General features: G+C 64.2%; 19 protein-coding genes. 7 read left to right on the forward strand and 12 right to left on the reverse strand.

What is annotated here, in order from left to right; translation table 11 throughout:
• Nucleotides 1-182 precede the first annotated feature (182 nt).
• A complete protein-coding gene (locus ACSKT0_RS20275) occupies nucleotides 183-1,196 on the forward strand; it encodes a LacI family DNA-binding transcriptional regulator (protein WP_437771327.1) in 1,014 nt (337 codons plus the stop codon).
• Here ACSKT0_RS20275 and ACSKT0_RS20280 read toward each other — a convergent pair.
• Nucleotides 1,186-1,890, reverse strand: coding sequence for a FadR/GntR family transcriptional regulator (locus ACSKT0_RS20280; RefSeq protein ID WP_437771328.1), 705 nt, complete (start codon nucleotides 1,888-1,890; stop codon nucleotides 1,186-1,188). The two genes, ACSKT0_RS20275 and ACSKT0_RS20280, sit on opposite strands and share 11 nt — an antisense overlap.
• 79 nt (nucleotides 1,891-1,969) lie before the next feature.
• Here ACSKT0_RS20280 and ACSKT0_RS20285 point away from each other — a divergent pair, with 79 nt between their 5' ends.
• Complete coding sequence (locus ACSKT0_RS20285) at nucleotides 1,970-3,274, forward strand: alpha-hydroxy acid oxidase (RefSeq protein WP_437771329.1); 1,305 nt, start codon at nucleotides 1,970-1,972, stop codon at nucleotides 3,272-3,274.
• Between the two features lie 134 nt (nucleotides 3,275-3,408).
• Here the strand turns inward: ACSKT0_RS20285 and gdhA are convergent, their stop codons facing one another.
• From gdhA to ACSKT0_RS20300, 3 genes are all read right to left on the reverse strand, one after another.
• The gene (gene gdhA, locus ACSKT0_RS20290; RefSeq protein WP_437771330.1) at nucleotides 3,409-4,746 is read right to left on the reverse strand and encodes an NADP-specific glutamate dehydrogenase; all 1,338 of its coding nucleotides are present in this window, start codon (nucleotides 4,744-4,746) and stop codon (nucleotides 3,409-3,411) included.
• Between the two features lie 203 nt (nucleotides 4,747-4,949).
• Nucleotides 4,950-5,531 (reverse strand): ArsR/SmtB family transcription factor, encoded by a 582-nt coding sequence (locus ACSKT0_RS20295; protein ID WP_437771331.1) that lies wholly within the window; start codon nucleotides 5,529-5,531, stop codon nucleotides 4,950-4,952.
• Between the two features lie 97 nt (nucleotides 5,532-5,628).
• Nucleotides 5,629-6,840 carry an acetoin utilization protein AcuC gene (locus tag ACSKT0_RS20300; RefSeq protein ID WP_437771332.1) on the reverse strand — a complete coding sequence of 404 codons (1,212 nt, stop codon included), beginning with the start codon at nucleotides 6,838-6,840 and terminating at the stop codon, nucleotides 5,629-5,631.
• Nucleotides 6,841-6,952: 112 nt separating this feature from the next.
• Between ACSKT0_RS20300 and ACSKT0_RS20305 the strand changes: the two genes are divergently transcribed.
• Nucleotides 6,953-8,386 carry a TrkH family potassium uptake protein gene (locus ACSKT0_RS20305; protein ID WP_236812705.1) on the forward strand — a complete coding sequence of 478 codons (1,434 nt, stop codon included), beginning with the start codon at nucleotides 6,953-6,955 and terminating at the stop codon, nucleotides 8,384-8,386.
• Between the two features lie 40 nt (nucleotides 8,387-8,426).
• Nucleotides 8,427-9,065 (forward strand): potassium channel family protein, encoded by a 639-nt coding sequence (locus ACSKT0_RS20310; protein WP_171983496.1) that lies wholly within the window; start codon nucleotides 8,427-8,429, stop codon nucleotides 9,063-9,065.
• Nucleotides 9,066-9,086: 21 nt separating this feature from the next.
• Here the strand turns inward: ACSKT0_RS20310 and proC are convergent, their stop codons facing one another.
• The 7 genes from proC to ACSKT0_RS20345 all read right to left on the reverse strand — a co-directional run bounded on the left by proC (nucleotide 9,087) and on the right by ACSKT0_RS20345 (nucleotide 18,105).
• Entirely contained in the window at nucleotides 9,087-9,917 is an 831-nt protein-coding gene (gene proC, locus ACSKT0_RS20315) for a pyrroline-5-carboxylate reductase (protein ID WP_437771333.1), read from the reverse strand.
• A gap of 251 nt (nucleotides 9,918-10,168) precedes the next feature.
• Nucleotides 10,169-11,005, reverse strand: a complete 837-nt coding sequence (locus tag ACSKT0_RS20320; protein WP_059389509.1) for a sugar phosphate isomerase/epimerase family protein — start codon at nucleotides 11,003-11,005, stop codon at nucleotides 10,169-10,171.
• A 1-nt stretch (nucleotide 11,006) separates the two neighbouring features.
• On the reverse strand, nucleotides 11,007-12,071 hold the full coding sequence (locus ACSKT0_RS20325; RefSeq protein WP_437771334.1) for a Ppx/GppA phosphatase family protein: 1,065 nt from the start codon (nucleotides 12,069-12,071) through the stop codon (nucleotides 11,007-11,009).
• A 71-nt stretch (nucleotides 12,072-12,142) separates the two neighbouring features.
• A complete protein-coding gene (locus ACSKT0_RS20330) occupies nucleotides 12,143-12,649 on the reverse strand; it encodes an SseB family protein (RefSeq protein WP_437771335.1) in 507 nt (168 codons plus the stop codon).
• Nucleotides 12,650-12,849: 200 nt separating this feature from the next.
• Nucleotides 12,850-15,579, reverse strand: a complete 2,730-nt coding sequence (topA, locus tag ACSKT0_RS20335) for a type I DNA topoisomerase (protein WP_437771336.1) — start codon at nucleotides 15,577-15,579, stop codon at nucleotides 12,850-12,852.
• 174 nt (nucleotides 15,580-15,753) lie between these two features.
• A complete protein-coding gene (locus tag ACSKT0_RS20340; protein WP_345449015.1) occupies nucleotides 15,754-16,395 on the reverse strand; it encodes an ArsR/SmtB family transcription factor in 642 nt (213 codons plus the stop codon).
• A 36-nt stretch (nucleotides 16,396-16,431) separates the two neighbouring features.
• Nucleotides 16,432-18,105 carry a DUF7059 domain-containing protein gene (locus ACSKT0_RS20345; RefSeq protein ID WP_437771337.1) on the reverse strand — a complete coding sequence of 558 codons (1,674 nt, stop codon included), beginning with the start codon at nucleotides 18,103-18,105 and terminating at the stop codon, nucleotides 16,432-16,434.
• A gap of 84 nt (nucleotides 18,106-18,189) precedes the next feature.
• Between ACSKT0_RS20345 and ACSKT0_RS20350 the strand changes: the two genes are divergently transcribed.
• Both ACSKT0_RS20350 and ACSKT0_RS20355 read left to right on the forward strand, forming a co-directional pair.
• Nucleotides 18,190-18,627: a hypothetical protein gene (locus ACSKT0_RS20350; RefSeq protein WP_437771338.1), complete on the forward strand. Its 438-nt coding sequence runs from the start codon at nucleotides 18,190-18,192 to the stop codon at nucleotides 18,625-18,627.
• Between the two features lie 44 nt (nucleotides 18,628-18,671).
• Entirely contained in the window at nucleotides 18,672-19,208 is a 537-nt protein-coding gene (locus ACSKT0_RS20355) for a hypothetical protein (protein WP_437771339.1), read from the forward strand.
• Between the two features lie 9 nt (nucleotides 19,209-19,217).
• Here ACSKT0_RS20355 and trhO read toward each other — a convergent pair whose 3' ends face one another.
• Nucleotides 19,218-20,111, reverse strand: a complete 894-nt coding sequence (trhO, locus tag ACSKT0_RS20360) for an oxygen-dependent tRNA uridine(34) hydroxylase TrhO (RefSeq protein WP_437771340.1) — start codon at nucleotides 20,109-20,111, stop codon at nucleotides 19,218-19,220.
• A gap of 125 nt (nucleotides 20,112-20,236) precedes the next feature.
• Between trhO and ACSKT0_RS20365 the strand changes: the two genes are divergently transcribed.
• A complete protein-coding gene (locus ACSKT0_RS20365) occupies nucleotides 20,237-20,932 on the forward strand; it encodes a GNAT family N-acetyltransferase (protein WP_437771341.1) in 696 nt (231 codons plus the stop codon).
• Nucleotides 20,933-21,010: the final 78 nt, after the last annotated feature.

Genomic DNA, 21,010 nt, shown 5'->3' on the forward strand with positions numbered 1-21,010 from the left:
ACGAAAAATACGCATACCAACGCTTAGTCATAGCCAAACCATAACCTCAGGCTCCGGATGCCCGCAAATTGAAATGCAACGACATCAAGGGAAACCGTTTCCCCACGCAATATAAACTTCACCTCAGAACACATGTCGCCGCCGCGTTGGAACAGAGCGGCCCCGGATCCAGGAAGGAAACCATGCCAGGCAGAAGGAACACCCGGCGGGTGGGCATCGCAGATGTGGCATCCATGGCCGGTGTTTCGCATGCCACGGTTTCCCGCGTCATGAACGGAAACACCACCGTGGACGCCGACATTGCCGCTCGCGTGCGCGCAGCCGCCTCCGAGCTCAAATACAAGCCAAACCCGGTGGGCCGCAGCCTGGCCCTGGGAAAGACGGACACCATCGGAATCGTGGTGCCGGACTTGTCCAACCCCACGTTCCAGGCCATTCTTCGCGGGCTGAGCATCGCGGCCGCCCGCGACGGTTACCGGGTGTTGATCGCCGACTCGTCCGAGGTCTCCAGCGAAGAAGCAATCCTCGCCGGGGAAGCCCGGAGGCGATGCGACGGCGTCGTTCTTTGTGCGCCCCGCATGAGCGACGCCGATCTGGAAGAACTCGCCCCCTCGCTCTATCCGCTCGTCCTCATCAACCGGACCACCGAGTCGGTGCCGACCCCCAGCCTCGTGGTGGATTACGGCCAAGGCATCCAGGAACTTGCCGCCCATCTGGTTGAGCTCGGCCACCGCAAACTGGCCTACCTGACCGGACCGGACCGCAGTGCGTCCAACGTGCAGCGCCTCCGCGGGCTCGAGAAGTTCACCGCAGAATTTCCGAACGTCGAGTTGCAGTTCATTCCTGGAGGCAACACGTTCGACGCCGGATTTGAGTCAAGCGATGCCGTCGCCTCGTGCGGGGCCACCGGCATCCTCGTCTTCAACGACGTCGCCGCGATGGGCCTCCTGAGTGGACTAAGCCAGCGCGGAATCCGCGTGCCGGAAGACTTGTCGCTCACCGGCTTCGACGACATGCCCTTCGCTCGGTACACCATGCCTCCACTCACCACCGCCGCCGTGCCGATCTCCGATCTCGGAGACCTTGCGTGGCGCCGCATGCGGGAGCAGATCCAGACCAACGACGCCGCATCCCCCACGAACTACTTTCCGCCCCGGATTGAGCTCAGGGGCAGCACCGGACCCGTCAAGGCCTAGGCTCAGCGGGGGCTTGCCCCAGCCCGGCTTCCCGGTAGTACCCCTCGATGTGCGCGGCAACCAGCGTCGCTGCCCGGCCGCCGTCGCCGTCGTTCACTGCCGCCAAAATGGCGCGGTGCTCGGACCGCAGGCGACCGGCGGTGCTTTCCCAATCCGGCAGGTTCGCCGTGAGCGCCGCGGCGTACCCCTCAATCGCTTCGCGGAGCGAGCCCATGATGGTGCTCACCACGGCATTTCCCGCGGCTTCCGCCAGCGCCAGGTGGAAGGCGACGTCCAGCGCGAGGAAGTCGTCGACGGCGGGGCTTGCGTCCATTTCGTCCAGCAGCCTCGCTGCCTCCCCGAATTCGGGGGCGTCGGCCTTGGCACGGGACACGGCCCACGATTCGAGCAGGACCCGCGTTTCCACGATGTCGGCGACGGGCAAATGCTGCGTGGCCACATGGAGGCGGAGCGCGGCGCCGAGGGCCGTAGCCGGTTCCGCGATGACCACCGTCCCGGCGTCCTTGCCGGAGCCGACACCTGCCCGCACCAAGCCCATGGCTTCGAGGATCCGGATGGCTTCGCGGACCGAGGTCCTTGAGACTTCCAGCTGTTCGGCCAGCGCCCGCTCGGCGGGAAGCCGCCCACCAAGCACCAAATGCCCGTCGGACAATTGCTTTTCGATCCAACTCAGGACGAGCTCGTGCGTTCGCATGGATAAATAGTAGTTGATGTGGTTGGACCACATGGCATAGAGTGTGGTCTAACCACACGAACTCACTGGAGACAGCATCATGACGCATACCGTCCAGCCCGGCAACGCCCCTTCCCTTGAGGTGCCAGCGAACGTCCCCACCGCCGTCGGGCGCCCCGCAGCACTGAAGCGCCGGGTTCCCAAATACTCGGACCTTGCGCCCCTCATGAAGTTCAAGAAGCCCGAGTTCAGCAGCGCGGCGAAGCTGCGCCGCGCATCAACCATTTGGGAACTGCGGGACATGGCCAAGCGGCGCACTCCCCAGGCCCCGTTCGACTACACGGACGGTGCAGCGGAAGCGGAGATCACGCTTCGCCGGGCCCGCCAGGCTTTCCAGGACATCGAGTTCCGCCCGGGGATCCTGCGCGACGTCTCCAGTATCGACCTCAGGACCGGGATCCTGGGCAAGGAATCCCGGCTTCCGTTCGGCATCGCGCCTACGGGATTCACGCGCATGATGCAGTCGGAGGGTGAGTACGCGGGCTCGCAGGCGGCCGAGGCGGCCGGTATTCCGTACACCCTCTCCACGATGGGCACGGCTTCCATCGAGGACGTGGCTGCGGCGGCTCCGAACGGCCGCAACTGGTTCCAGCTGTACCTGTGGACGGATCGCGACCGCTCCCTGGAACTGATCGAGCGCGCTGCCAAGGCCGGAAACGATACCCTCATGGTCACGGTGGACACCGCCGTCGCGGGTGCCCGGCTGCGGGATGTCCGCAACGGCATGACCATTCCGCCGGCGCTCACCGTGAAGACCGTCCTGGATGCCTCGTACCGGCCCGCATGGTGGTTCAACTTCCTCACGCACGAGCCGCTGACTTTCGCCTCGCTCTCCCGCTACACGGGAACCGTGGCCGACCTGATCAACTCGATGTTCGATCCCACCCTGACCTTCGACGACCTAGACTGGCTGCGCGATACCTGGAAGGGAAAGCTGGTCGTCAAGGGCATCCAGACGGTGGAAGATGCCCGCAAGGTGGTGGACCACGGCGCGGACGGCGTCGTGATCTCCAACCACGGCGGGCGCCAACTTGACCGGGCACCGATTCCGCTGCACCTCGTTCCGGAGGTCTCCGCGGCGCTGAAGGCGGACAACAGCGACGCCGCCATCATCCTGGACACCGGCATCATGAGTGGCGCCGACATCGTGGCAGCCCTGGCCCTGGGTGCCGACTTCACATTGATCGGCCGCGCGTACCTCTACGGGCTCATGGCCGGCGGGCGCGCGGGTGTGGACCGCACCATCCAGATCCTGGAGAAGGATATGGCCCGCACCATGGCCCTGCTCGGAGTCACGAAGATTTCGGAACTCAAGCCGGACCACGTGCGCCTGCTGCAGCACTAGGTCGGGCTGCCCAACTAGCTCGCATTTGTTGTCGTTTTGGGACGTCAAAACGACAACAAATGCGAGTTAGTTGGGGTGGGGCGGGCAGGATGGGCAGGTGGGCGCGTAACCTGCGGCTCCCCCGTGCCTTGGGCCTAGATGAGGCCCTGCGCCAGCATCGCGTCGGCGACCTTCACGAAGCCGCCGATGTTGGCACCCAGGACGTAGTTGCCGGGCGCACCGTATTCCTCCGCGGTTTCGGCACAACGATCGTGGATGCCCACCATGATTTCCGTGAGGCGAGCTTCCGTGTGCTCGAAGGACCAGGAATCGCGGCTGGCGTTCTGCTGCATCTCCAACGCCGACGTCGCCACACCACCAGCGTTGGCTGCCTTGCCCGGGGCAAACAGAATGCCTGCGTCCTGGAAAACGGCAATGGCTTCACGGGTGGAGGGCATGTTGGCACCTTCGGCGACTGCCTGCAGGCCGTTGCTGACGAGCTTGGCCGCAGCGTCGGCGTCGAGCTCGTTTTGCGTCGCGCACGGCAGGGCAACGGTGCCGTTGACGTCCCAGACCGAGCCGCCAGCCACATAATTGGTGCCCCGGCGGCGCTCCGCGTATTCAGTGAGGCGGCCCCGTTCGACCTCCTTGATCTGGCGGAGCAACGCGACGTCGATGCCGGCCTCGTCAACCACATAACCCGCGGAATCGGAGCAGGCCACCACGGTGGCGCCGAGGGCTTGGGCTTTGGCGATAGCGTAGATGGCCACATTGCCCGATCCGGAGACCACTACACGTTGGCCATCGAAGGACCGGCCCCGGGTCTTGAGCATCTCTTGGGCAAAGATGACTGTGCCGAAACCAGTGGCTTCCGGACGGACGAGGGAGCCGCCCCACGACATTCCCTTACCCGTCAGCACGCCCGACTCATAACGGTTGGTGATGCGCTTGTATTGGCCGAACAGGTAGCCGATCTCGCGGCCTCCCACGCCGATGTCGCCGGCAGGAACGTCCGTGTATTCGCCGATGTGGCGATACAGCTCGGTCATGAAGGACTGGCAAAAGCGCATGATTTCGGCGTCGGACCGGCCACGGGGATCGAAGTCCGAGCCGCCCTTGCCGCCACCGATGGGCATGCCCGTCAGGGCATTCTTGAAGATCTGTTCGAAACCAAGGAACTTGACGATGCCCAGGTAGACCGAGGGGTGGAAGCGCAGTCCACCCTTGTAGGGACCCAAGGCTGAATTGAACTCGACGCGGAAACCGCGGTTGACGTGAACGCGTCCGGCGTCGTCGGTCCACGGCACGCGGAAGATGATTTGGCGCTCCGGTTCGCACAAGCGCTCAAGGACGGCGCCTTCGAGGAATTCCGGGTGCCTGTCATGTACCGGGCCGAGGCTTTCGAAGACCTCAGTGACGGCCTGGTGAAATTCCAGCTCGCCCGGGTTCCTCGCCAAGACGGTGTCCCGGACTGCTTCCAGCCTCGAATCCATGTGACTCCCTACAACTTCTGCGCCGAACGGCGGGGTCTGCGTACAATCCCGCCCATGCTCGCATCAGACGCGCGGCAGTCTCCATCCGAACCGATTACGACCAAGCAGCACTCAGGGCACAGGCCCGCGAAAAGCGCGGAGTTTCAAGGAAATCATCCGCCAGGGACAACTGGCAGCGTGACCGGGATCACCCCGGGTTGCCGCTACTTCTTCCGCCCGAACTTCGGCAGATTGGGTAGGTTCGGCAGGTTCGCCAAGAGGTCCGCAGCCTTGGTGGCCGCACGGCCAACCGTACGGCCGATCTGCTGCGGCCTGGTGTCGTCGATACCCGCGACGGGGGCAACAGCTCCGGTGGCGGGAACGGTTTCAGGCAACTGTTCGACGTCGGTGCCCGCCGGAGAAGCAAGCGGCTCGCCGTCTGGCTGGGTCCGCGCGGCACCCGACTGGCCCGCTGCACCATGCCCGACCGTACGGGGGCGCGGGCTGCGGGCCGGCGTGGCGGCCTCGGCCGCGGGCTTCGCGGGACCGACGTCGAACGTCTCCAGCCAGCTGGCAACCCCGGCGAGCGGCTTCGGGTTCAACGCGTAATAGCGTTTCTGTCCCTGCGCGCGCATGCTGACGAGATCCGCCTCGCGGAGTACCTTCAGATGCTTTGAAATGGTGGGCTGGCTCGCTGCGAGCTCCTCCACCAGTTCCCCCACAGCCTTATCCCCAGAGCGGAGGGAAACCAGAATGTCACGCCGGGTTGCCTCAGCAATGACGGCAAATACGTCGTCAGTCACCATGCCTCCCACCCTAGCGACATATACGCCAAAAGGCATCAACTATTTCGCCTCTGCGCGTGCCGTTCCCCCGGCTTTGCGCCTACCAGCGGAACAACCATCAGTCGAACCAGGGATCCAGCCCGTAGAGCGGGAAGATCTCCTTGCGGGTGGCGATGATGGTACGGTCCACGGCGTCGGCGGGGTCATACCCGACCTCCCATGACCGCCACCACGTGTCCACGCCGTCGCCCATGAGTTCCGGAACCGTTTCCCCGTACTTTTCCCTGACATAGCTCCGGAAAGCCTCCGGGACCGGAGCTGTCAGCTGGACGGGATGTTGGGCCACGATGCCTATCAAGTGGCTCCACGTGCGTGGTACCACCCCCGTGATGTCGTAACCGCCTCCCCCGGTGGCGATCCAACGGTTTTCGCAGAACCTGGCGGCGAGGCCGGCGACGGCGGTGGCCGCCTCGCGTTGGCCGTCCACGCTGAGGTTGAGGTGCGTGAGGGGATCGAGTTTGTGGGAGTCGCAGCCATGCTGGCTCACGATGACTTCCGGATCGAAGGCCTGCACGAGTTGAGGCACCACGGCGTGGAACGCGCGCAGCCACCCGGCGTCGCCCGTCCACGCAGGCAATGCCACGTTGACGGCCGTGCCCAGGGCGTCCTGTCCGCCGATCTCGTTGGCGAATCCCGTTCCAGGGAACAACGAGAGGCCGCTTTCGTGCAGGGAAATCGTCAGGACCCTGGGGTCGTTCCAGAAGATGCTTTGGGTGCCGTCGCCGTGGTGGGCATCGACGTCGATGTACGCGACCCGCCGGACACCGCCGTCGAGCAGCCTCTGCACGGCGAGAGCGGCGTCGTTGTAGATGCAGAAGCCGCTGGCGCGCTCGCGGGAGGCGTGATGCATGCCGCCGCCGAAGTTGACGGCACGGACCGCGGTCCCGGAGAGGATCGCTTCGGCCGCGAGCAACGACCCTCCGGCAAGCCGGGCGCTGGCTTCGTGCATCCCGGCAAAAGCGGGATCATCTTCGGTGCCGAGTCCGCGTTCCGGGTCCGGCGTCGTCGGGTCTTCGCTTGCACGCCGCACCGCGGCGACATATTCGGCACTGTGCACGGCCAGGAGTTCGACGTCGGACGCGACCTCGGGCGCCTGGACGGACACATGCTCCAGGTCGAAGAGTCCGAGCGCCGCTGCGAGCCTGGCAGTCAGCTCCAGCCGGGCGGGGGCCATCGGATGCGAGGGACCGAAGTTGTATGCGGTCATGGCGGGATCCCACGCCACCGTCGTTGGCAGCGGGGACGGACGGAGGCCTGCCCAGGAAGTCATCAATGACAGGCTACCCGAGCGGTGGGAGCGCACCTGCCCCGTTACGGCGGGCGATTAGTGGTTTACTACTCAGGAAAGCAGAATCAATCGACCAGAAGCGAACAGTACTGCCATGACTCAGAGCCAGTCGAGGTCCCGAGACCCGGCCAGCTGGCAAACCGTCCAGCCGGAGCGGGGAGGCCTGTGGATTTTCACGGGTATCCGCGACTTCATCGACAACATCGCCAACTCCTCACCGGCGCGATTGGCGCTCACGGCGTACGTCTTCGCGATTCTCTTGTTCACCGGGCTGCTTTCCCTGCCGGCGGCATCGGCCGACGGTTCGGTCACGCCGATCCACCAAGCCTTGTTCACTGCTGTTTCCAGCGTGTGCGTGACTGGCCTGACGGTTGTGTCGACGGCGACGCACTGGACCTTCTTCGGCCAGCTCGTGATTCTCGTAGGCATCTTCGTGGGTGGATTGGGAACCCTGACGCTCGCATCCCTCCTGGCCCTCATGGTCAGCAAACGGCTGGGCGTGAGGGGCAAGCTCATTGCCCAGGAGGCCATGAACAACGCCGGACGCCTCGGCGAAGTGGGTACGTTGTTGCGGATCGTCATCTCGACCTCCGTGACCATCGAGGCCGTACTGGCCGTCGCGATGATTCCCCGGTTCCTGACACTCGGAGAGGACTTCTGGCAGGCCGTCTGGCACGGGGTCTTCTATTCGATCTCTTCCTTCAACAATGCCGGTTTCACACCCCATTCCGACGGAATCGTGCCGTATGAGGCGGATCTGTGGATTCTTGTGCCGCTCATGCTTGGCGTGTTCCTTGGCAGCCTCGGCTTCCCGGTCATGTTGGTGCTCCGACGGCACGGCCTCAATTGGAAGAAGTGGAGCCTCCACACCAAGCTCACCATCCAGGTTTCCCTGATTCTCCTCGTTGCCGGCGCAGTCCTCTGGGCCTTGATGGAATGGGACAACACCAACACCATCGCCAACATGAGCTTTGGGGACAAGATCACGCATTCCATTTTCGCCTCGGTGATGACGCGCTCCGGCGGCTTCAACCTGGTTGACCAGAGTCATATGGATTCCACCACAAGGCTCCTGTCGGACGCGCTCATGTTCGCCGGCGGTGGTTCGGCGTCGACGGCGGGCGGCATCAAGGTGACCACCATCGCGGTCATGTTCCTCGCCATCGTCGCTGAGGCCCGGGGCGACGACGACGTCAAGGTCTACGGCCGCACGATCCCCGAAGGCACCATGCGGGTAGCCATCTCGGTGATCGTCGCCGGTGCCACCTTGGTGTGCGCATCAGCGTTCCTGCTGTTGGCCATCAGCGGCGCCAGCCTGGACCGGGTGCTCTTCGAAACCATTTCAGCTTTTGCAACCGTGGGGCTCAGCACGAACCTCAGCGCGGAACTGCCGCCGTCGGGGGTCTACGTCCTCGCCGCCCTCATGTTCGCCGGCCGCATCGGCACCATAACCCTTGCCTCCGCCCTGGCCCTCCGCCAGCGCAGGCAGCTATTCCATTATCCGGAAGAGAGGCCGATCATTGGCTAATTCAACAGGCGCCCCCAACCGGCCGGCGCACAACGCGCCCGTGCTGGTGATCGGCTTGGGCCGATTCGGTGCAGCCACCGCCGAGCAGCTCGTCAAACAGGGACGCGAAGTCCTGGCGATCGAGCGGGACCGCACGCTCGTCCAGAACTGGGCTTCCGTGCTGACCCACGTCGTCGAGGCGGACGCCACCAACATCGATGCCCTCCGCCAGCTCGGCGCGCAGGAATTCAGCTCTGCCGTGGTGGGCGTCGGAACGTCGATCGAGTCCTCCGTGCTCATCACGGTGAACCTCGTGGATCTGGGCATCGAACACCTCTGGGTGAAAGCCATCACGGCCTCGCACGGCAAGATCCTCACCCGCATCGGCGCCAACCACGTCATCTACCCCGAGGCCGACGCCGGCGTCCGTGCGGCACACCTGGTCTCCGGGCGCATGCTGGACTTCATCGAGTTCGACGACGATTTCGCCATCGTGAAAATGTACCCGCCCAAGGAAACCGTGGGCTTCACGCTGGATGAGTCCAAGGTCCGTTCCAAGTACGGCGTGACCATTGTCGGCGTGAAGTCCCCGGGCGAAGACTTCACCTACGCCCGGCCGGACACGAAGGTTTCCGGCCGCGACATGCTGATTGTGTCCGGTCACGTGGACCTGCTGGAACGGTTCGCCGCGCGGCCGTAGCCGCGGTGCGGCCGCCTGGAACTAGGCGAGCTGCTGTGTGATCTCCGCAGCCCGGGCCGCTGCTGCGCGGGCTCCGTCGGCGATGATCGCGGGTATGCCGCCGTCGTTGAATGCCGCGATGGCGCGTTCCGTGGTGCCGTTGGGGCTGGTCACGGCGATGCGTAGTGCGGTGGGGTCCGCTCCGGGCTCGGCGAGCATGAAACCGGCACCTGCCACGGTCTCGCGGGAAATCATGAGGGAGAGCTCGGGATCCAGGCCAAGTTCGACGCCGGCGGCCGCCATGGCCTCGGCAAGGTAGAACACGTACGCAGGGCCCGAGCCGCTGATGGCGGACAATGCATCCACCTGTTCCTCCGGTATCTCCACCACGGTGCCTGCGGCGGCGAGGATGTCCTTGGCCAGCTGGAGCTGCTCGGGAGTGCAGTTGGTCCCGGGTGAAATAGAGACTACGCCTCGTCCGAGCCTGGCGGGAGTGTTGGGCATGGTGCGGATGACCGGCTGACCTGCGGGAAGGGCTGCTTCCAGCTGGGCGATGGACACGGCTGCGGCAACGCTGATCACAATGGTGTTCTTAGCCAGCGAGGGCGAGATTTCACGTGCGAGATCGCCAATGCCGACAGGCTTGACACCAAGTATGACAACCGAAGCGCCCTTCGTAGCCAGCTTGTTGTTGTCTGGCTCCTCGGCTCCGGCGATGGTCATGACATGGTGGCGCTCAGCCAGTTCGGCGGCGCGTTCCGCGCGACGTACGGTGGCGACGACGTCCGACGGATCCGTTCCGGCGGCAAGCAGGCCACCCAGGATGGCCTCGTTCATGGACCCACAGCCAAGGAATGCGATTCGGTTGTTCATGGCTCCATGATGCCAGTTCAGCCCCGCCGCCGCAGAACAGTGCAAGGCTTTCCAGTGCCGCACTCGATTCCCAGCTAGTTCCCAAGATTATTGCAGGCTGCACCCAATATCGCTCCGTAACTTAGTAATTACCTCATTGAGGGTGCGAGTGATGAGGCGGGCATGGGGATGTCCGCCACAAGCACCGGTGGTCGAACGGGTTTCCCCCCATTTTCCCGTATCGACCGCCGGTGCTTTCTCGTTTAAGGAATCTAGATCTCGAAGGCTCCCACGAGCGGCGCCCCCAGGTGCTGGCGCGCAAAGCGCAGCGTTTCGGCGAGCCATTCCTCGCGTTCACCGGCGGCTTTGGCCTTGCGCGTTGAAATCTCGGCAACCACGGTGCCCTCGAATCCGTTGGATGCGAGATACTGCAGCGCCTCGGCGCACTGTTGGGTCCCGTAGCCGGGGATCAAGTGTTCGTCCTTGCCCGAGCCCGAACCGTCCGTGAGGTGGACGTGGCGCAGCTTGCTCCCGAGCGCCCGGATCGCCTCAAGGCTGTTGGCACCCGCCGTGGCCGCGTGCGAGAAGTCCCAGGTGACGTCGTCGTAATCCTGGCCCATCGGATCCCAGTGCGGAAGGTAAGCGAGCGCCTCCCTGCCGCGCACACGCCACGGGTACATGTTCTCTACCGCGATGTGCACCTGGTACATCGCCGCGATCTCGCGCACACCGGCAGCGAAGTTCTCCGCGTAGTTTGACTGCCAGCGGAACGGCGGATGGACCACTACGGTGTTGCAGCCGACTTCGCGCGCCATCTGGCAGGACATCTCGATCTTGTTCCACGCCGGACCCCAAACCTGCTGGGTCAGGAGCAGGGTGGGGGCGTGGATGGAGACGATCTGTTGGTCGTATCGATGGCTTAGCTGGATGAGGGCATCCGGGTTCTGGCTGGTGGCGTTGTTGGTCACCATCACCTCGACACCGTCGTACCCCAGGTCCTGGGCCACGGCAAAGGCGTCATGGACGCTGAGCGGATAGACGGAAGCGCTGGATAGCGCCACCGGGATCCTCGGCGTGTCTTCTTCGGAATGCTCGACGTCGGTGCTCATGTTAGTTGGCCTGCCTCCCGGCGATGGGGATTGGTAAAGATACTGCCGCGGGCGCGGCCGTTCCGGTGTTGGCGCCCAGGCGTGGTACCGGGACCGCGCCTCCGAGCCCGACATGCGGGGCCGGGGCCAGCGGGCCGTCGAAGATCAGCTGGTCGAGCCGACGCAGGATCAATCCCTCGCGCAGGGCCCAGGGGCAGATCTCCATGCTGGGAAACTCGAACATTTCCAATGCGGCCTCAGCGACGAGCGCACCCGCAAGGATCTGCGCCGCCCGCGCATCTGAGACGCCCGGGAGGTACAGCCGGTCCTCGACGGTCATGGCCGAGATCCGCTGCGCCCAGAGTCCCAGGTCCGTGGCGTGGAGTTCGCGTTTGACGTACGGACCGGCGCCGCTCGGTGCCGCACCCGCGATGCGGGCAAGCGATCGGAAGGTCTTGGACGTTCCGGCCACCAGGTTGGCCCGGCCCAATTGCTTGAACTCACGCACGACCGGCTTGAGGGTTTGGCGGATGTACTTTCGCAGCTCTTTGACGCTCTTGGCCGTGGGCGGGTCATTGTGGAGCCAGTCCCTAGTCAAACGGCTGGCGCCAAGCGGCACTGACACCGCGAGCTCGGGCAGTTCGTCCTGGCCAAACGCCATTTCGAAAGAGCCGCCGCCGATATCCAGGTCCAGGATCGGACCGGCGCCCCAGCCGTACCAGCGCCGGACCGCGAAGAACGTCATGGATGCTTCTTCGCTGCCGGTCAGTTCCTGCAGGGTCACGGAGGTCTCGTGCTTCACCCGGGCAAGGACCTCGACGCCGTTGGTGGCTTCGCGGATGGCCGAAGTACAAAAAGCCAGGAGGTCCTCGGCCTTGTGGCGGGCTGCGAACTCCCATGCTTCGAGGACGAATTCGATCAACTCGTGTTGTCCGGCGTCGTTGATGTTACCGTCGGCGTCCAGGAACTGAACCAGCGAAAGTGGTCGCTTATGGGAGGCAAACGCGACCGGGCGTGCGCCTGGATGCGCGTCCACCAAAAGCAAATGGACGGTGTTGGAACCGATGTCTAGGACGCCAAGACGCATTCTGCCATTATTCCCCGATTCGAAGCGTGTGAAGCAAGTTCGACTGCCGATTCGTGCCCGCGGTTAGTCAATTAGTCCCGGGGCTCGTCGGTGCGTGCTTCTACGGTCGCATCTGCGGACGGGCCGTCGGCTTCGGCGGCTTCTTTGGCTTCGGCCTCGTCGGCTTCGTCGGCGCGGGTGAAGTCTCGGCGGACGTTGGCGATGCCTTCCGGGCCCATCTCGAAGCCGTGCTCGCTGCCGGGGTTGATCACGAGGCCAAGCTCGTCGCCGATGCTGTCAAGAATCGCAGAACCGTGGGTGCCCAGGACGTTTGGCGCGGCCTCGAGGAAGTGGGATTCCACCCGGCTCGGGTGGCTGAACACGGCGAGGACAGGCTGGCCCTCTGAGTTGGCGAGGACAAGCGGCTCCACGGCGGCCTCAGGCTTATCCAAGGAGTCGGTGCTCAGGATGTAGACCTCGTTGTTCAGGAAGGCCAGGATGACGTCCACCGGGTTCGCGTCAGGTTGCCCGGACTTTGCGAGCTTGGATTCAAGGTCGTTCAAGGGCAGGGATTCCGGTGCTGCAGGCTGATCTGTCATGGTTCCACTCGATCACGGTTCCCCTGCCCGAAGCAATTCCATAACCATCACGCATGGGCCCACAGCGTCAGGGTTCCCTGGCCGTGGGGCCCCACCGGCGAGGGTCCCTGCCTGAGCTTGCGAAGGCTGGGAGCCGGTGGGGACTTGCGAGGCTAGGGAGACGGTGGGGAGGATAGCTCCCGTTCGGAGCTGCTCCGCAGCTACTTCTTGGCAGCAGCCCTCTTCGCAGGCGCCTTGCGGGCCGTCGTGGTGGTCCGCTTGACCGGGCCCTTGGCGCGCTTCTCGGCAAGCAGCTCGATGGCCTGCTCCCTGGTCAGCTCCTCCAAGGACGTGGCGCGCGGAACCGTGATGTTGGTGACGCCGTCGGTGATGTACGGGCCGAAACGGCCTTCCTTCACCACGATGTTCTTCTCCGAAACAGGGTCCGGACCGAACTCGGCCAGGGGCGGTACGGCTGCACGCGCACCACGCTGCTTCGGCTGGGAGTAGATCTCCAGTGCCTGGTCCAGGGTGATCGTGAAGATCTCTTCCTCGGATCCGATGGAACGCGAGTCCGTGCCCTTCTTCAGGTATGGCCCAAAGCGGCCGTTCTGCACCGTGATGGGGTTGCCTTCGGCGTCCGCGCCGAGGACGCGGGGCAGGCTCATGAGCTGAATGGCTTCATCGAGCGTCACCGAGTCAACGGACATCGACTTGAAGAGCGAACCCGTACGGGGCTTGGCCTTGACGGGCTTCTTCGCCGGCTTGGGTTTGCCGTTTTTGTAGTACTCCACCGGCTGGTTTGCCAGCTGCTCTTCCGTCATCTCGGGGATGATCTCGGTGACATAAGCGCCGTAGCGGCCATTCTTCGCAACCACGGTGTGCCCGGTGTGCGGGTCTGCACCCAGGACACGTTCCTCCGGGGCAGCCGTTTCCATGAGCTCCACGGCCTTGGCCGCAGTGAGCTCGTCCGGTGCGAGGTCCTCGGGGACGTTGGCACGCGCCGACTCCACGACCTCGCCGGTCTTGGGATCGATAGTGGGGATCGAGCTTTCCAGGTACGGGCCGAACTTGCCGACGCGCAGCGTAATGCCTTCGGCGATCGGCACCGAGTTGATCTCGCGGGCATCAATTTCACCGAGGTTGTTGACGATGCTCAGGAGACCGGGATCGGCGTCTTCACCGTAGTAGAAGTGCTTGAGCCAAGCAGCACCGACGGCCTGGCCGTTGGCGATCTTGTCCAGGTCGCCTTCCATGTCCGCCGTGAATTCGTAGTCCACGTAGTCGGTGAAATGCTGCTCCAGCAGGCGGATCACGGAGAAGGCGATCCAGCTGGGAACCAGCGCAGACCCTTGCTTCCGGACGTAGCCGCGGTCCTGGATGGTGGAGATCGTGGACGCGTAGGTGGACGGACGACCGATGCCGCGCTTTTCCAGTTCTGCCGTAAGCGACGCTTCCGTGTACCGCGGCGGCGGCGAGGTCTCGTGGCCAACGGCAACGATGTCCGAAGCGGTGAGGGAATCGTCCTTGGCCACGTTGGGCAGGCGCCGTGCTTCGTCGGAATCGTCGTCGCCGCGGCTCTCGTCCTTGCCTTCTTCGTAGGCCGCGAGGAAGCCCGGGAAGGTGATGACCGTTCCGGAGGCCGAGAATTCGGCGTCGCGACCATCGCCAGCCACTGCGCCGAGGCGGATGGTGGCGGTGGAGCCCTTGGCGTCGCCCATCTGGGAGGCAATGGTGCGCTTCCAGATGAGTTCGTAGAGGCGGAAGGCGTCGCCGGTCAGATGGTTGGCCACCTGGGCCGGGGTGCGGAAAGAGTCACCCGCGGGGCGGATGGCTTCGTGGGCTTCCTGCGCGTTGGCGGCCTTGTTGGCGTAGACGCGGGGAGACTGGGGCACGTACTCGGGACCATACAATTCGGCGGCCTGGCGGCGTGCGGCCGTAAGGGCTTCGTCGCTCAATGCGGACGAGTCCGTACGCATATAAGTGATGTAGCCGTTTTCATACAGGCGCTGGGCGATCTGCATGGTGCTCTTGGAGGTGAAGCGCAGCTTGCGGCCGGCCTCCTGCTGAAGGGTCGACGTCGTGAACGGCGCCGCGGGACGGCGGGTGTACGGCTTGGTGTCGACCGAACGGACGCGGAAGTCCGCATTCTCGAGTCCGGCGACCAACGACGTCGCGAGTTCCTCGTTGAGGTGCACCGCGTTCGCGGAGGTGAGGACACCGTCGTCGTTGAAGTCACGGCCGCTGGCTACCTTCGCGCCGTCGACGGCAGCAAGCTTCGCTTTGAACGTCGCGGATCCGGTACCGAACTGGCCTGTCAGGTCCCAGTAGGATGCGGACTTGAAGGCCATGCGTTCGCGTTCGCGGTCGACCACCATGCGGGTTACCACGGACTGCACACGGCCGGCCGACAGGCCACGGGCAACCTTGCGCCACAACACCGGGGAGATTTCGTAACCGTATAGGCGGTCCAGGATACGGCGCGTTTCCTGGGCGTCCACGAGGGCGCTGTCGACGTCGCGCAGGTTGTCCATGGCGCGGTGGATGGCTTCTTTGGTGATTTCACCGAAGGTCATGCGGTAGACGGGAACCTTGGGTTTCAGGACCTCCAGGAGGTGCCACGCGATGGCCTCGCCCTCGCGGTCCCCATCGGTTGCGAGATAGAGCGCGTCAGCGTCTTTCAGCTGGGCCTTAAGTTCGGCGACTTTTTTCTTCTTGTCCGGAGACACGACGTAATACGGTTTGAAGTCGTTTTCGATGTCGACGGCGAACTTGCCAACCGAGGTCTTCTTCAGTTCTGCAGGGAGGTCCGAGGGCTGTGGGAGGTCGCGGATGTGACCGATCGAGGCCTCGACAATGAAGCCTTCGCCCAGGTACTTGGCGATGGTCTTGCTCTTGGCCGGAGACTCCACGATCACGAGTTTCTTGCCGGTTTTTGCCTTGCTGGGCACGGTTCTCCTACAGAAAAATGAATTGCTTGGGCTCGTGCCCATATTGGCCTAGTTCACCATATTTTGCAGAATCGTGCGTTTCCATGTGCACAAGTGCTGTGGAGGAACAGTGCTCTGGACCCACGCCGGCGAGGGCCCCGACCTGAGCTTGCGAAGGTTGGGAGCCGGTGGGGACTAGCTTGAAGACGGCGTCCGGTCGTCCGGAATCATCGACCACATCGTAGCGATTCGCACCGCTCCTTCGGGAATCCGCGTAGGATCTTCGAGTTCATATGACCTGATGAGGTTCTGGAATTTGGCCTTGAGATCCGTTCGCTGATCCGGAGTCAAGTACAGCAGGTCGCTGGACAGCACCATGGCGGCTGCCTCGTTCGCGGCCTCTCCGCGCTGGCGCCGCTCACCCCGGGCCCGGGTAAACGCGGTGGCCCGACGCCGGAAGGCGTCCAGTTCGAGTTCGACGACGGCGATCTCCGGGCTCGGAGCGTTGCCGCCGGATTTGATAGTGAAGTCCGAACCCGCGGCCTTCCAACGGCGTTCGCGCGCATCGCCCTCGTTGTCTGCAGCCGTCACAATCCCCCATTTCTGGAGGGCCCGCAGGTGGTAGCTCATGGCGCTCGGCGTGAGCCCTGTCTGCGCGGCGAGCTCCGTGGCCGTGCGGCTCAGCTGCGTGGAATACAGCTCCGAGATCACCTCAAGCCGGGCGGCATGCGCAAGCGCACGGATCGCTTTGGGGTCGGTGATCTCCACCGTCTTCTCGGGCCGTTTCCGGCGCTTCGGGGATGCCAGCCCGGTGGGTACCCCGTTGTCTTCATTCACCGGAACAGTTTATCCGCCGGTGCGTCCGCAATTGTCCTATGCCGCGGGAAGCAGGAAGCCGTCGCGGACAAGGTTCTCCACGTCGGAGAGCAGCCCGGCGCGGAATGCGTCGTCGTCGAAGTCGTCCCCTCCACCGAGCAGTGCGGCCAAGGCACCGATCAGCTGGCGGACGGACAAATCGCCGTCACATGCCGACACAAAGCCGGCGAGCTCGGTGCTCAGTAGATTCGTCCGGCGCAGTCCCGCGCCTTGGCGCAACAGGATGACGCCTGGGTGTTCGGCGCCGGGCCGCTGGTGGCGTTCCTCGGTCACGTCTTCGGCCACCACCAGGTGGGCGTCGGAGAGCTCGTGGGTGACCAGCCAGTCAGCGCGTTCGACGGCGGCGGCAAGGTGTGGGCCGATCGGTTGCTCGATGGGGTAGGTGATTTCTTCGAAACGGGTCGGCGCAGCTCCTGGACGCTCGTCCAGCGGTCGCCGGAGCCAGATCATTCCGAAGCCAATTGCCTCCACGTTGCGGGACGCGAAGTCCTCCAGGTAGGCCGCGTAAGCATCACGGTAGAGCTTACGGTCGCGGCCTTCGGAGGCGTCCTGCAACCAGGTCTCCGCGTACAGCTCGGGACTCACCTGTTCCCGCTGGATGAACCAGGCCTCCGTGCCGGACCCCGCCAGCCACGACGCAGGCCGTTCACTCCAGCCGCTGCCCGCAGGGATCTCCCAGTTGCCGAGCATCTGCGCCGTGCCGCCGGGCGCGAGGACATCGGGAAGGGTGCGGACGAGGTTGGCGACGATGTCGTCGCCGGGCAGGCCGCCGTCGCGGTAGGTGAACTGACCCGAAGAGTGCTCGCCGGCACTTCGCGGGGTTATGACGAAAGGCGGATTGGACACCACCAGATCGAACGTCTCACCCCCGACGGGTTCCAGGAGCGAGCCCAGCCGCAAGCTCACCCGGGCCTCGAGATCGGCCGGGTCAAGGTGCAAGGCCTCCGCGTTGAGCATCAGGTTAAACCGGGTGAACGCGAGGGCCCTCTCGGAGATGTCGGTGGCCGTGACGTGCTCGCTGTGGTGCAGGAGGTGGAAAGTCTGGATCCCGCAGCCCGTCCCGAGGTCGAGGGCGCGTTTCGAGTGCCGGCGGATGGTGGTCTGGACGAGCGTCGTGGAGGCCTGCCCGATGCCCAGCACATGGTCATGCCGGAGCACGCCGGGCTGCTGGTGGGCGGCGAGATCGCTGGAAACCCACAGCTCGGCACCGCCGCTCCCGCTGTTGTCTGCTATGGAGTCACATTCCCAGCCGTACGGCCGCAAATCCACTTTCGCGGCGACAGCACCGCCGTCGTTCTTCCCCACCAAGCCAAGCTCCATCAGGCCCGAGGTGCGGACGCGCGGCAGGGCGGCGTCGAGCTCGCCTTCGGTTTGCGGGACAGCGAGAAGCCACAAGCGGACGACGACGGCGAGCGCGGCTTTCGAGCGGTCCGTCACCGGGTCTCCGGTCAAGGCTGCCGGTTCGGTGACGATGAGTGCAGGGATGAGCTGATCCCGGGCGAGGGCAGCGTGAGCGGACCCTCCCAGAAGTCCTGCCACACCGTCCACGGTGTAGCCAACGTTCCGCAGGTCGTCGGCGAGCGCTGTGAGCAGCTCGGGAAGATCGCTGCGCGGAGCGTCGAGGGTGGTGGGGGCGGTCCCAAAGATGGCGGGCGTTGCGGGATCAGTCACCGTTCAAGTCTATTGGGGCGGCTGGGCGCCTCTCGCCGGATTCCTGCGTCGGCGGGGAGGCGTTCGAGCAGGTAGCGTTGAATCATGGCATTTCACCCCTCCACTTGGCGTCGCGCCGCACTTTTGGTCATTGGCGCAGCCGCCCTGGCGATGACGGCGTGCTCCTCCGGGGGATCTGTCGCCAACGCCGATGTCCCCGCCTGGAAGGCGACCACCATGCCCTCGGCGGCCGGGGTTGTCCTGGAGGACTCCGGGAAGATCCCGAACCGCGACCCCTTGGTCAAGAGCTTCGCAAACGTCGCCGCGGGTAGCTACACCTTGACCGTGGCCTGCGATGGCGGCGGCAAGGCATTCTTCGACGTTTCATCGGGCAGTACGCAGATCACAGAGGCCGGGGCAGCATGCAATGGCAGCCGCGAAACGTCCCGTATCAAGATTCCCTCGACCGGTCCGCTGAGCATCAGCGCAAGCAGCGTCGATGCTCCCGTGATCTACGCGTACCAACTGGTACCGGCTTCGTAACCCGCCCCCTCGTTCGGGCCTACAGCCCGGCGTAGAGTCGGATTATGGGGTGGGCACGCGCCCTGAAGGTAGCGACGACGCGGCCGGCGATTCCCGCCGTCGTGCTTTGCAGTGTGCTCACGTGCGGCACGATGGCATCGTGCGAATACAGCTACGAGGACGGTCGTGCGGCGGCAAGCAGTCCGCCGTCGGCGGCCATCACGGATCCGGTACTGACCCGCGACCCTGGGCTGGGACAAACCGTCACGGGCGACGCGCTGAGGGCTTGGGCGCAGGACGTGCTTCCGGACGTGAACGGGCTGTCCTTCTATAGCAGCTTCGGCGTGTTGTCGGCCGGCGAATCCCGCGACGAAGAGACCACCCAGCTTCCGGGGGGAACGTACGCAGTGACGCTGGCGTGCCGAGGTGCCCGCAGCGCCGAATTCACCGTGCGGAACGGAAGCGAAGTCCTCACCGATGTGATGCTGCGGTGCGGCACCACGCGGGTCAAGGTCCTGAAGCTGGAGACGGACGCCATCCTGGCTATCACGATGACCGCCAATGCACCGGCGAATTTCGCGTACCGGGTGAGCCGGATCTGATGACCGGAGCTAGGCAGCGCAGCCTTCGGGGCAACGCAACGTTTCCGGGCTCGAGGCACATTCGGCGCAGTACAGTGTGAGGTTGCGGCAGCTCAGATTGGAGCAATTTTCAAATTTATTGGTGGGCGCCTGGCAGCGAACACATTGGCCGATGGTCTTGGCGTCCTCACTGAATTCCATGTGCATGCGCTTGTCGAAAACGTACAAGGAGCCTTCCCACAGGCCCTGGTCCTTATAGGTTTCGCCGTAGCGGACAATCCCGCCGTCGAGTTGGTAAACCTCCTTGAAACCGCGGTTCACCATGAGGCTGGAAAGGACTTCGCAACGGATTCCGCCTGTGCAGTAGGTGACGACAGGCTGGTCCTTGAGATCGTCGTATTTTCCCGAGTCGAGTTCCTTGATGAAGTCGTGGGTCGTGGCGACGTCGGGAACAATCGCGTCCTTGAACTTGCCTATCTGGGCTTCGAAGGCGTTGCGTCCGTCGAAGAACTTCACGTCCTTCCCGGCCGCCCTCTTTTCCTCAAGGAGCGCGTGGAGCTCTTCGGGCTGAAGGTGGGTGCCGCCGCCGACAACGCCGTTCTCATCCACCTTCAGTTCGCCGGGGGCGCCGAAGGACACGATCTCATCGCGAACCTTGACGCTGAGCCTCGGAAAGTCGTCGGCTCCGCCTTCGGACCATTTGAAGTCGATACCGTGGAAGCCCTTGTATTCCTTAGTGGTCTTCACGTACTGCTTGACGTTGTTCAGCTCCCCGCCAACTGTGGCGTTGATGCCGTCACGCGAAATGAGGATGCGCCCGGTCAGGCCGAGCTTCTCGCACAGGGCACGCTGCCAGAGCCGAACGGCGTCCGGGTCCGCGATCGGAGTAAAGCCATAGAAGAGCACAATTCTGTTTAAAGCCACGTATTTAAGGGTACTTGGTGGCCCCAAACCAAGCTGTCGGGCCGTCGTTGGGCCGCTCTAAGTGTTAATGGAGCTGTTACTGACCGCCCCTGTTGATTCCCAGACCGCTGGCATAGTCTCTCTACATGAGTCACGACGCCTTGGTTGAAGACATCGCCGAGCTGCTCGAAGTCTGGGTGGCTGGCTGGTCCGGGTCCCGGAGCTACGAAACGCGAAAGGAAGGCCGCTTCCCGGCAGCCCTGCGTGCGGACAAAACCGGCGACTGGGAATTCTTCGCACATGACCCGTCGGATGCCGAGTTCGCCGAGCTGGCTGCCAAGACCGCCCAGGCGGACACTCGTATCCTGACGATCCTCACGAACGACGTCGCGCGCTACACACAATTGGCTCGCGAGAACGGGCTCAACGTCACCTCCGATTCCCAGACCATGATGATCGTGGACATGGGGACACAGGATGCGGAAGATCCGTGGCTCTCGGATGATGACCTCAAGCTCACGACCTCCGAAAGCAAGGGCGTCCATTACGCCGTGGTCCATGCCGGCGAAGAGGTGGCAGCCAGCGGCCAGGTATACGTGGTCAAGCAGACGGCAGTGTTCGACAAAATCGTCACCGAGCCCAACTACCAGCGCCGGGGCCTGGGCAGTTTCATCATGAAAGCCCTCGCCGCGCAGGCATTTCAGTACGACGTTGAAAGCGGTCTCCTCCTGGCTTCCTTGGACGGACAGCACCTCTATTCGCACCTTGGCTGGAAGCACGTGTGCCAGGTGCTCATGATGTCCACCAAGCGGGTCGACGAGACTGACCTGTCGGTGGCGTAGCCGACCTTTCTTAGGCGTGGCCGACCTTCGGCGCCGGTCGGTTCCGGCGCGGTGACAGAATGTTCAAGTGAACGCAAC

Source organism: Arthrobacter sp. KNU40 (genome assembly GCF_051515115.1).
Lineage (GTDB): Bacteria > Actinomycetota > Actinomycetes > Actinomycetales > Micrococcaceae > Arthrobacter.

What these genes read in the sequence shown, in the direction of transcription:
- ACSKT0_RS20365 (WP_437771341.1), top strand. Translation starts at nt 20,237, where the DNA reads ATGAGTCACGACGCCTTGGTTGAAGACATCGCCGAGCTGCTCGAAGTC.
- ACSKT0_RS20325 (WP_437771334.1), bottom strand. Translation starts at nt 12,071, where the DNA reads ATGCGTCTTGGCGTCCTAGACATCGGTTCCAACACCGTCCATTTGCTT.
- ACSKT0_RS20280 (WP_437771328.1), bottom strand. Translation starts at nt 1,890, where the DNA reads ATGCGAACGCACGAGCTCGTCCTGAGTTGGATCGAAAAGCAATTGTCC.
- ACSKT0_RS20330 (WP_437771335.1), bottom strand. Translation starts at nt 12,649, where the DNA reads ATGACAGATCAGCCTGCAGCACCGGAATCCCTGCCCTTGAACGACCTT.
- ACSKT0_RS20275 (WP_437771327.1), top strand. Translation starts at nt 183, where the DNA reads ATGCCAGGCAGAAGGAACACCCGGCGGGTGGGCATCGCAGATGTGGCA.
- ACSKT0_RS20305 (WP_236812705.1), top strand. Translation starts at nt 6,953, where the DNA reads ATGACTCAGAGCCAGTCGAGGTCCCGAGACCCGGCCAGCTGGCAAACC.
- ACSKT0_RS20295 (WP_437771331.1), bottom strand. Translation starts at nt 5,531, where the DNA reads ATGGTGACTGACGACGTATTTGCCGTCATTGCTGAGGCAACCCGGCGT.
- ACSKT0_RS20320 (WP_059389509.1), bottom strand. Translation starts at nt 11,005, where the DNA reads ATGAGCACCGACGTCGAGCATTCCGAAGAAGACACGCCGAGGATCCCG.
- ACSKT0_RS20285 (WP_437771329.1), top strand. Translation starts at nt 1,970, where the DNA reads ATGACGCATACCGTCCAGCCCGGCAACGCCCCTTCCCTTGAGGTGCCA.
- ACSKT0_RS20350 (WP_437771338.1), top strand. Translation starts at nt 18,190, where the DNA reads ATGGCATTTCACCCCTCCACTTGGCGTCGCGCCGCACTTTTGGTCATT.
- proC (WP_437771333.1), bottom strand. Translation starts at nt 9,917, where the DNA reads ATGAACAACCGAATCGCATTCCTTGGCTGTGGGTCCATGAACGAGGCC.
- gdhA (WP_437771330.1), bottom strand. Translation starts at nt 4,746, where the DNA reads ATGGATTCGAGGCTGGAAGCAGTCCGGGACACCGTCTTGGCGAGGAAC.
- ACSKT0_RS20300 (WP_437771332.1), bottom strand. Translation starts at nt 6,840, where the DNA reads ATGACTTCCTGGGCAGGCCTCCGTCCGTCCCCGCTGCCAACGACGGTG.
- ACSKT0_RS20355 (WP_437771339.1), top strand. Translation starts at nt 18,672, where the DNA reads ATGGGGTGGGCACGCGCCCTGAAGGTAGCGACGACGCGGCCGGCGATT.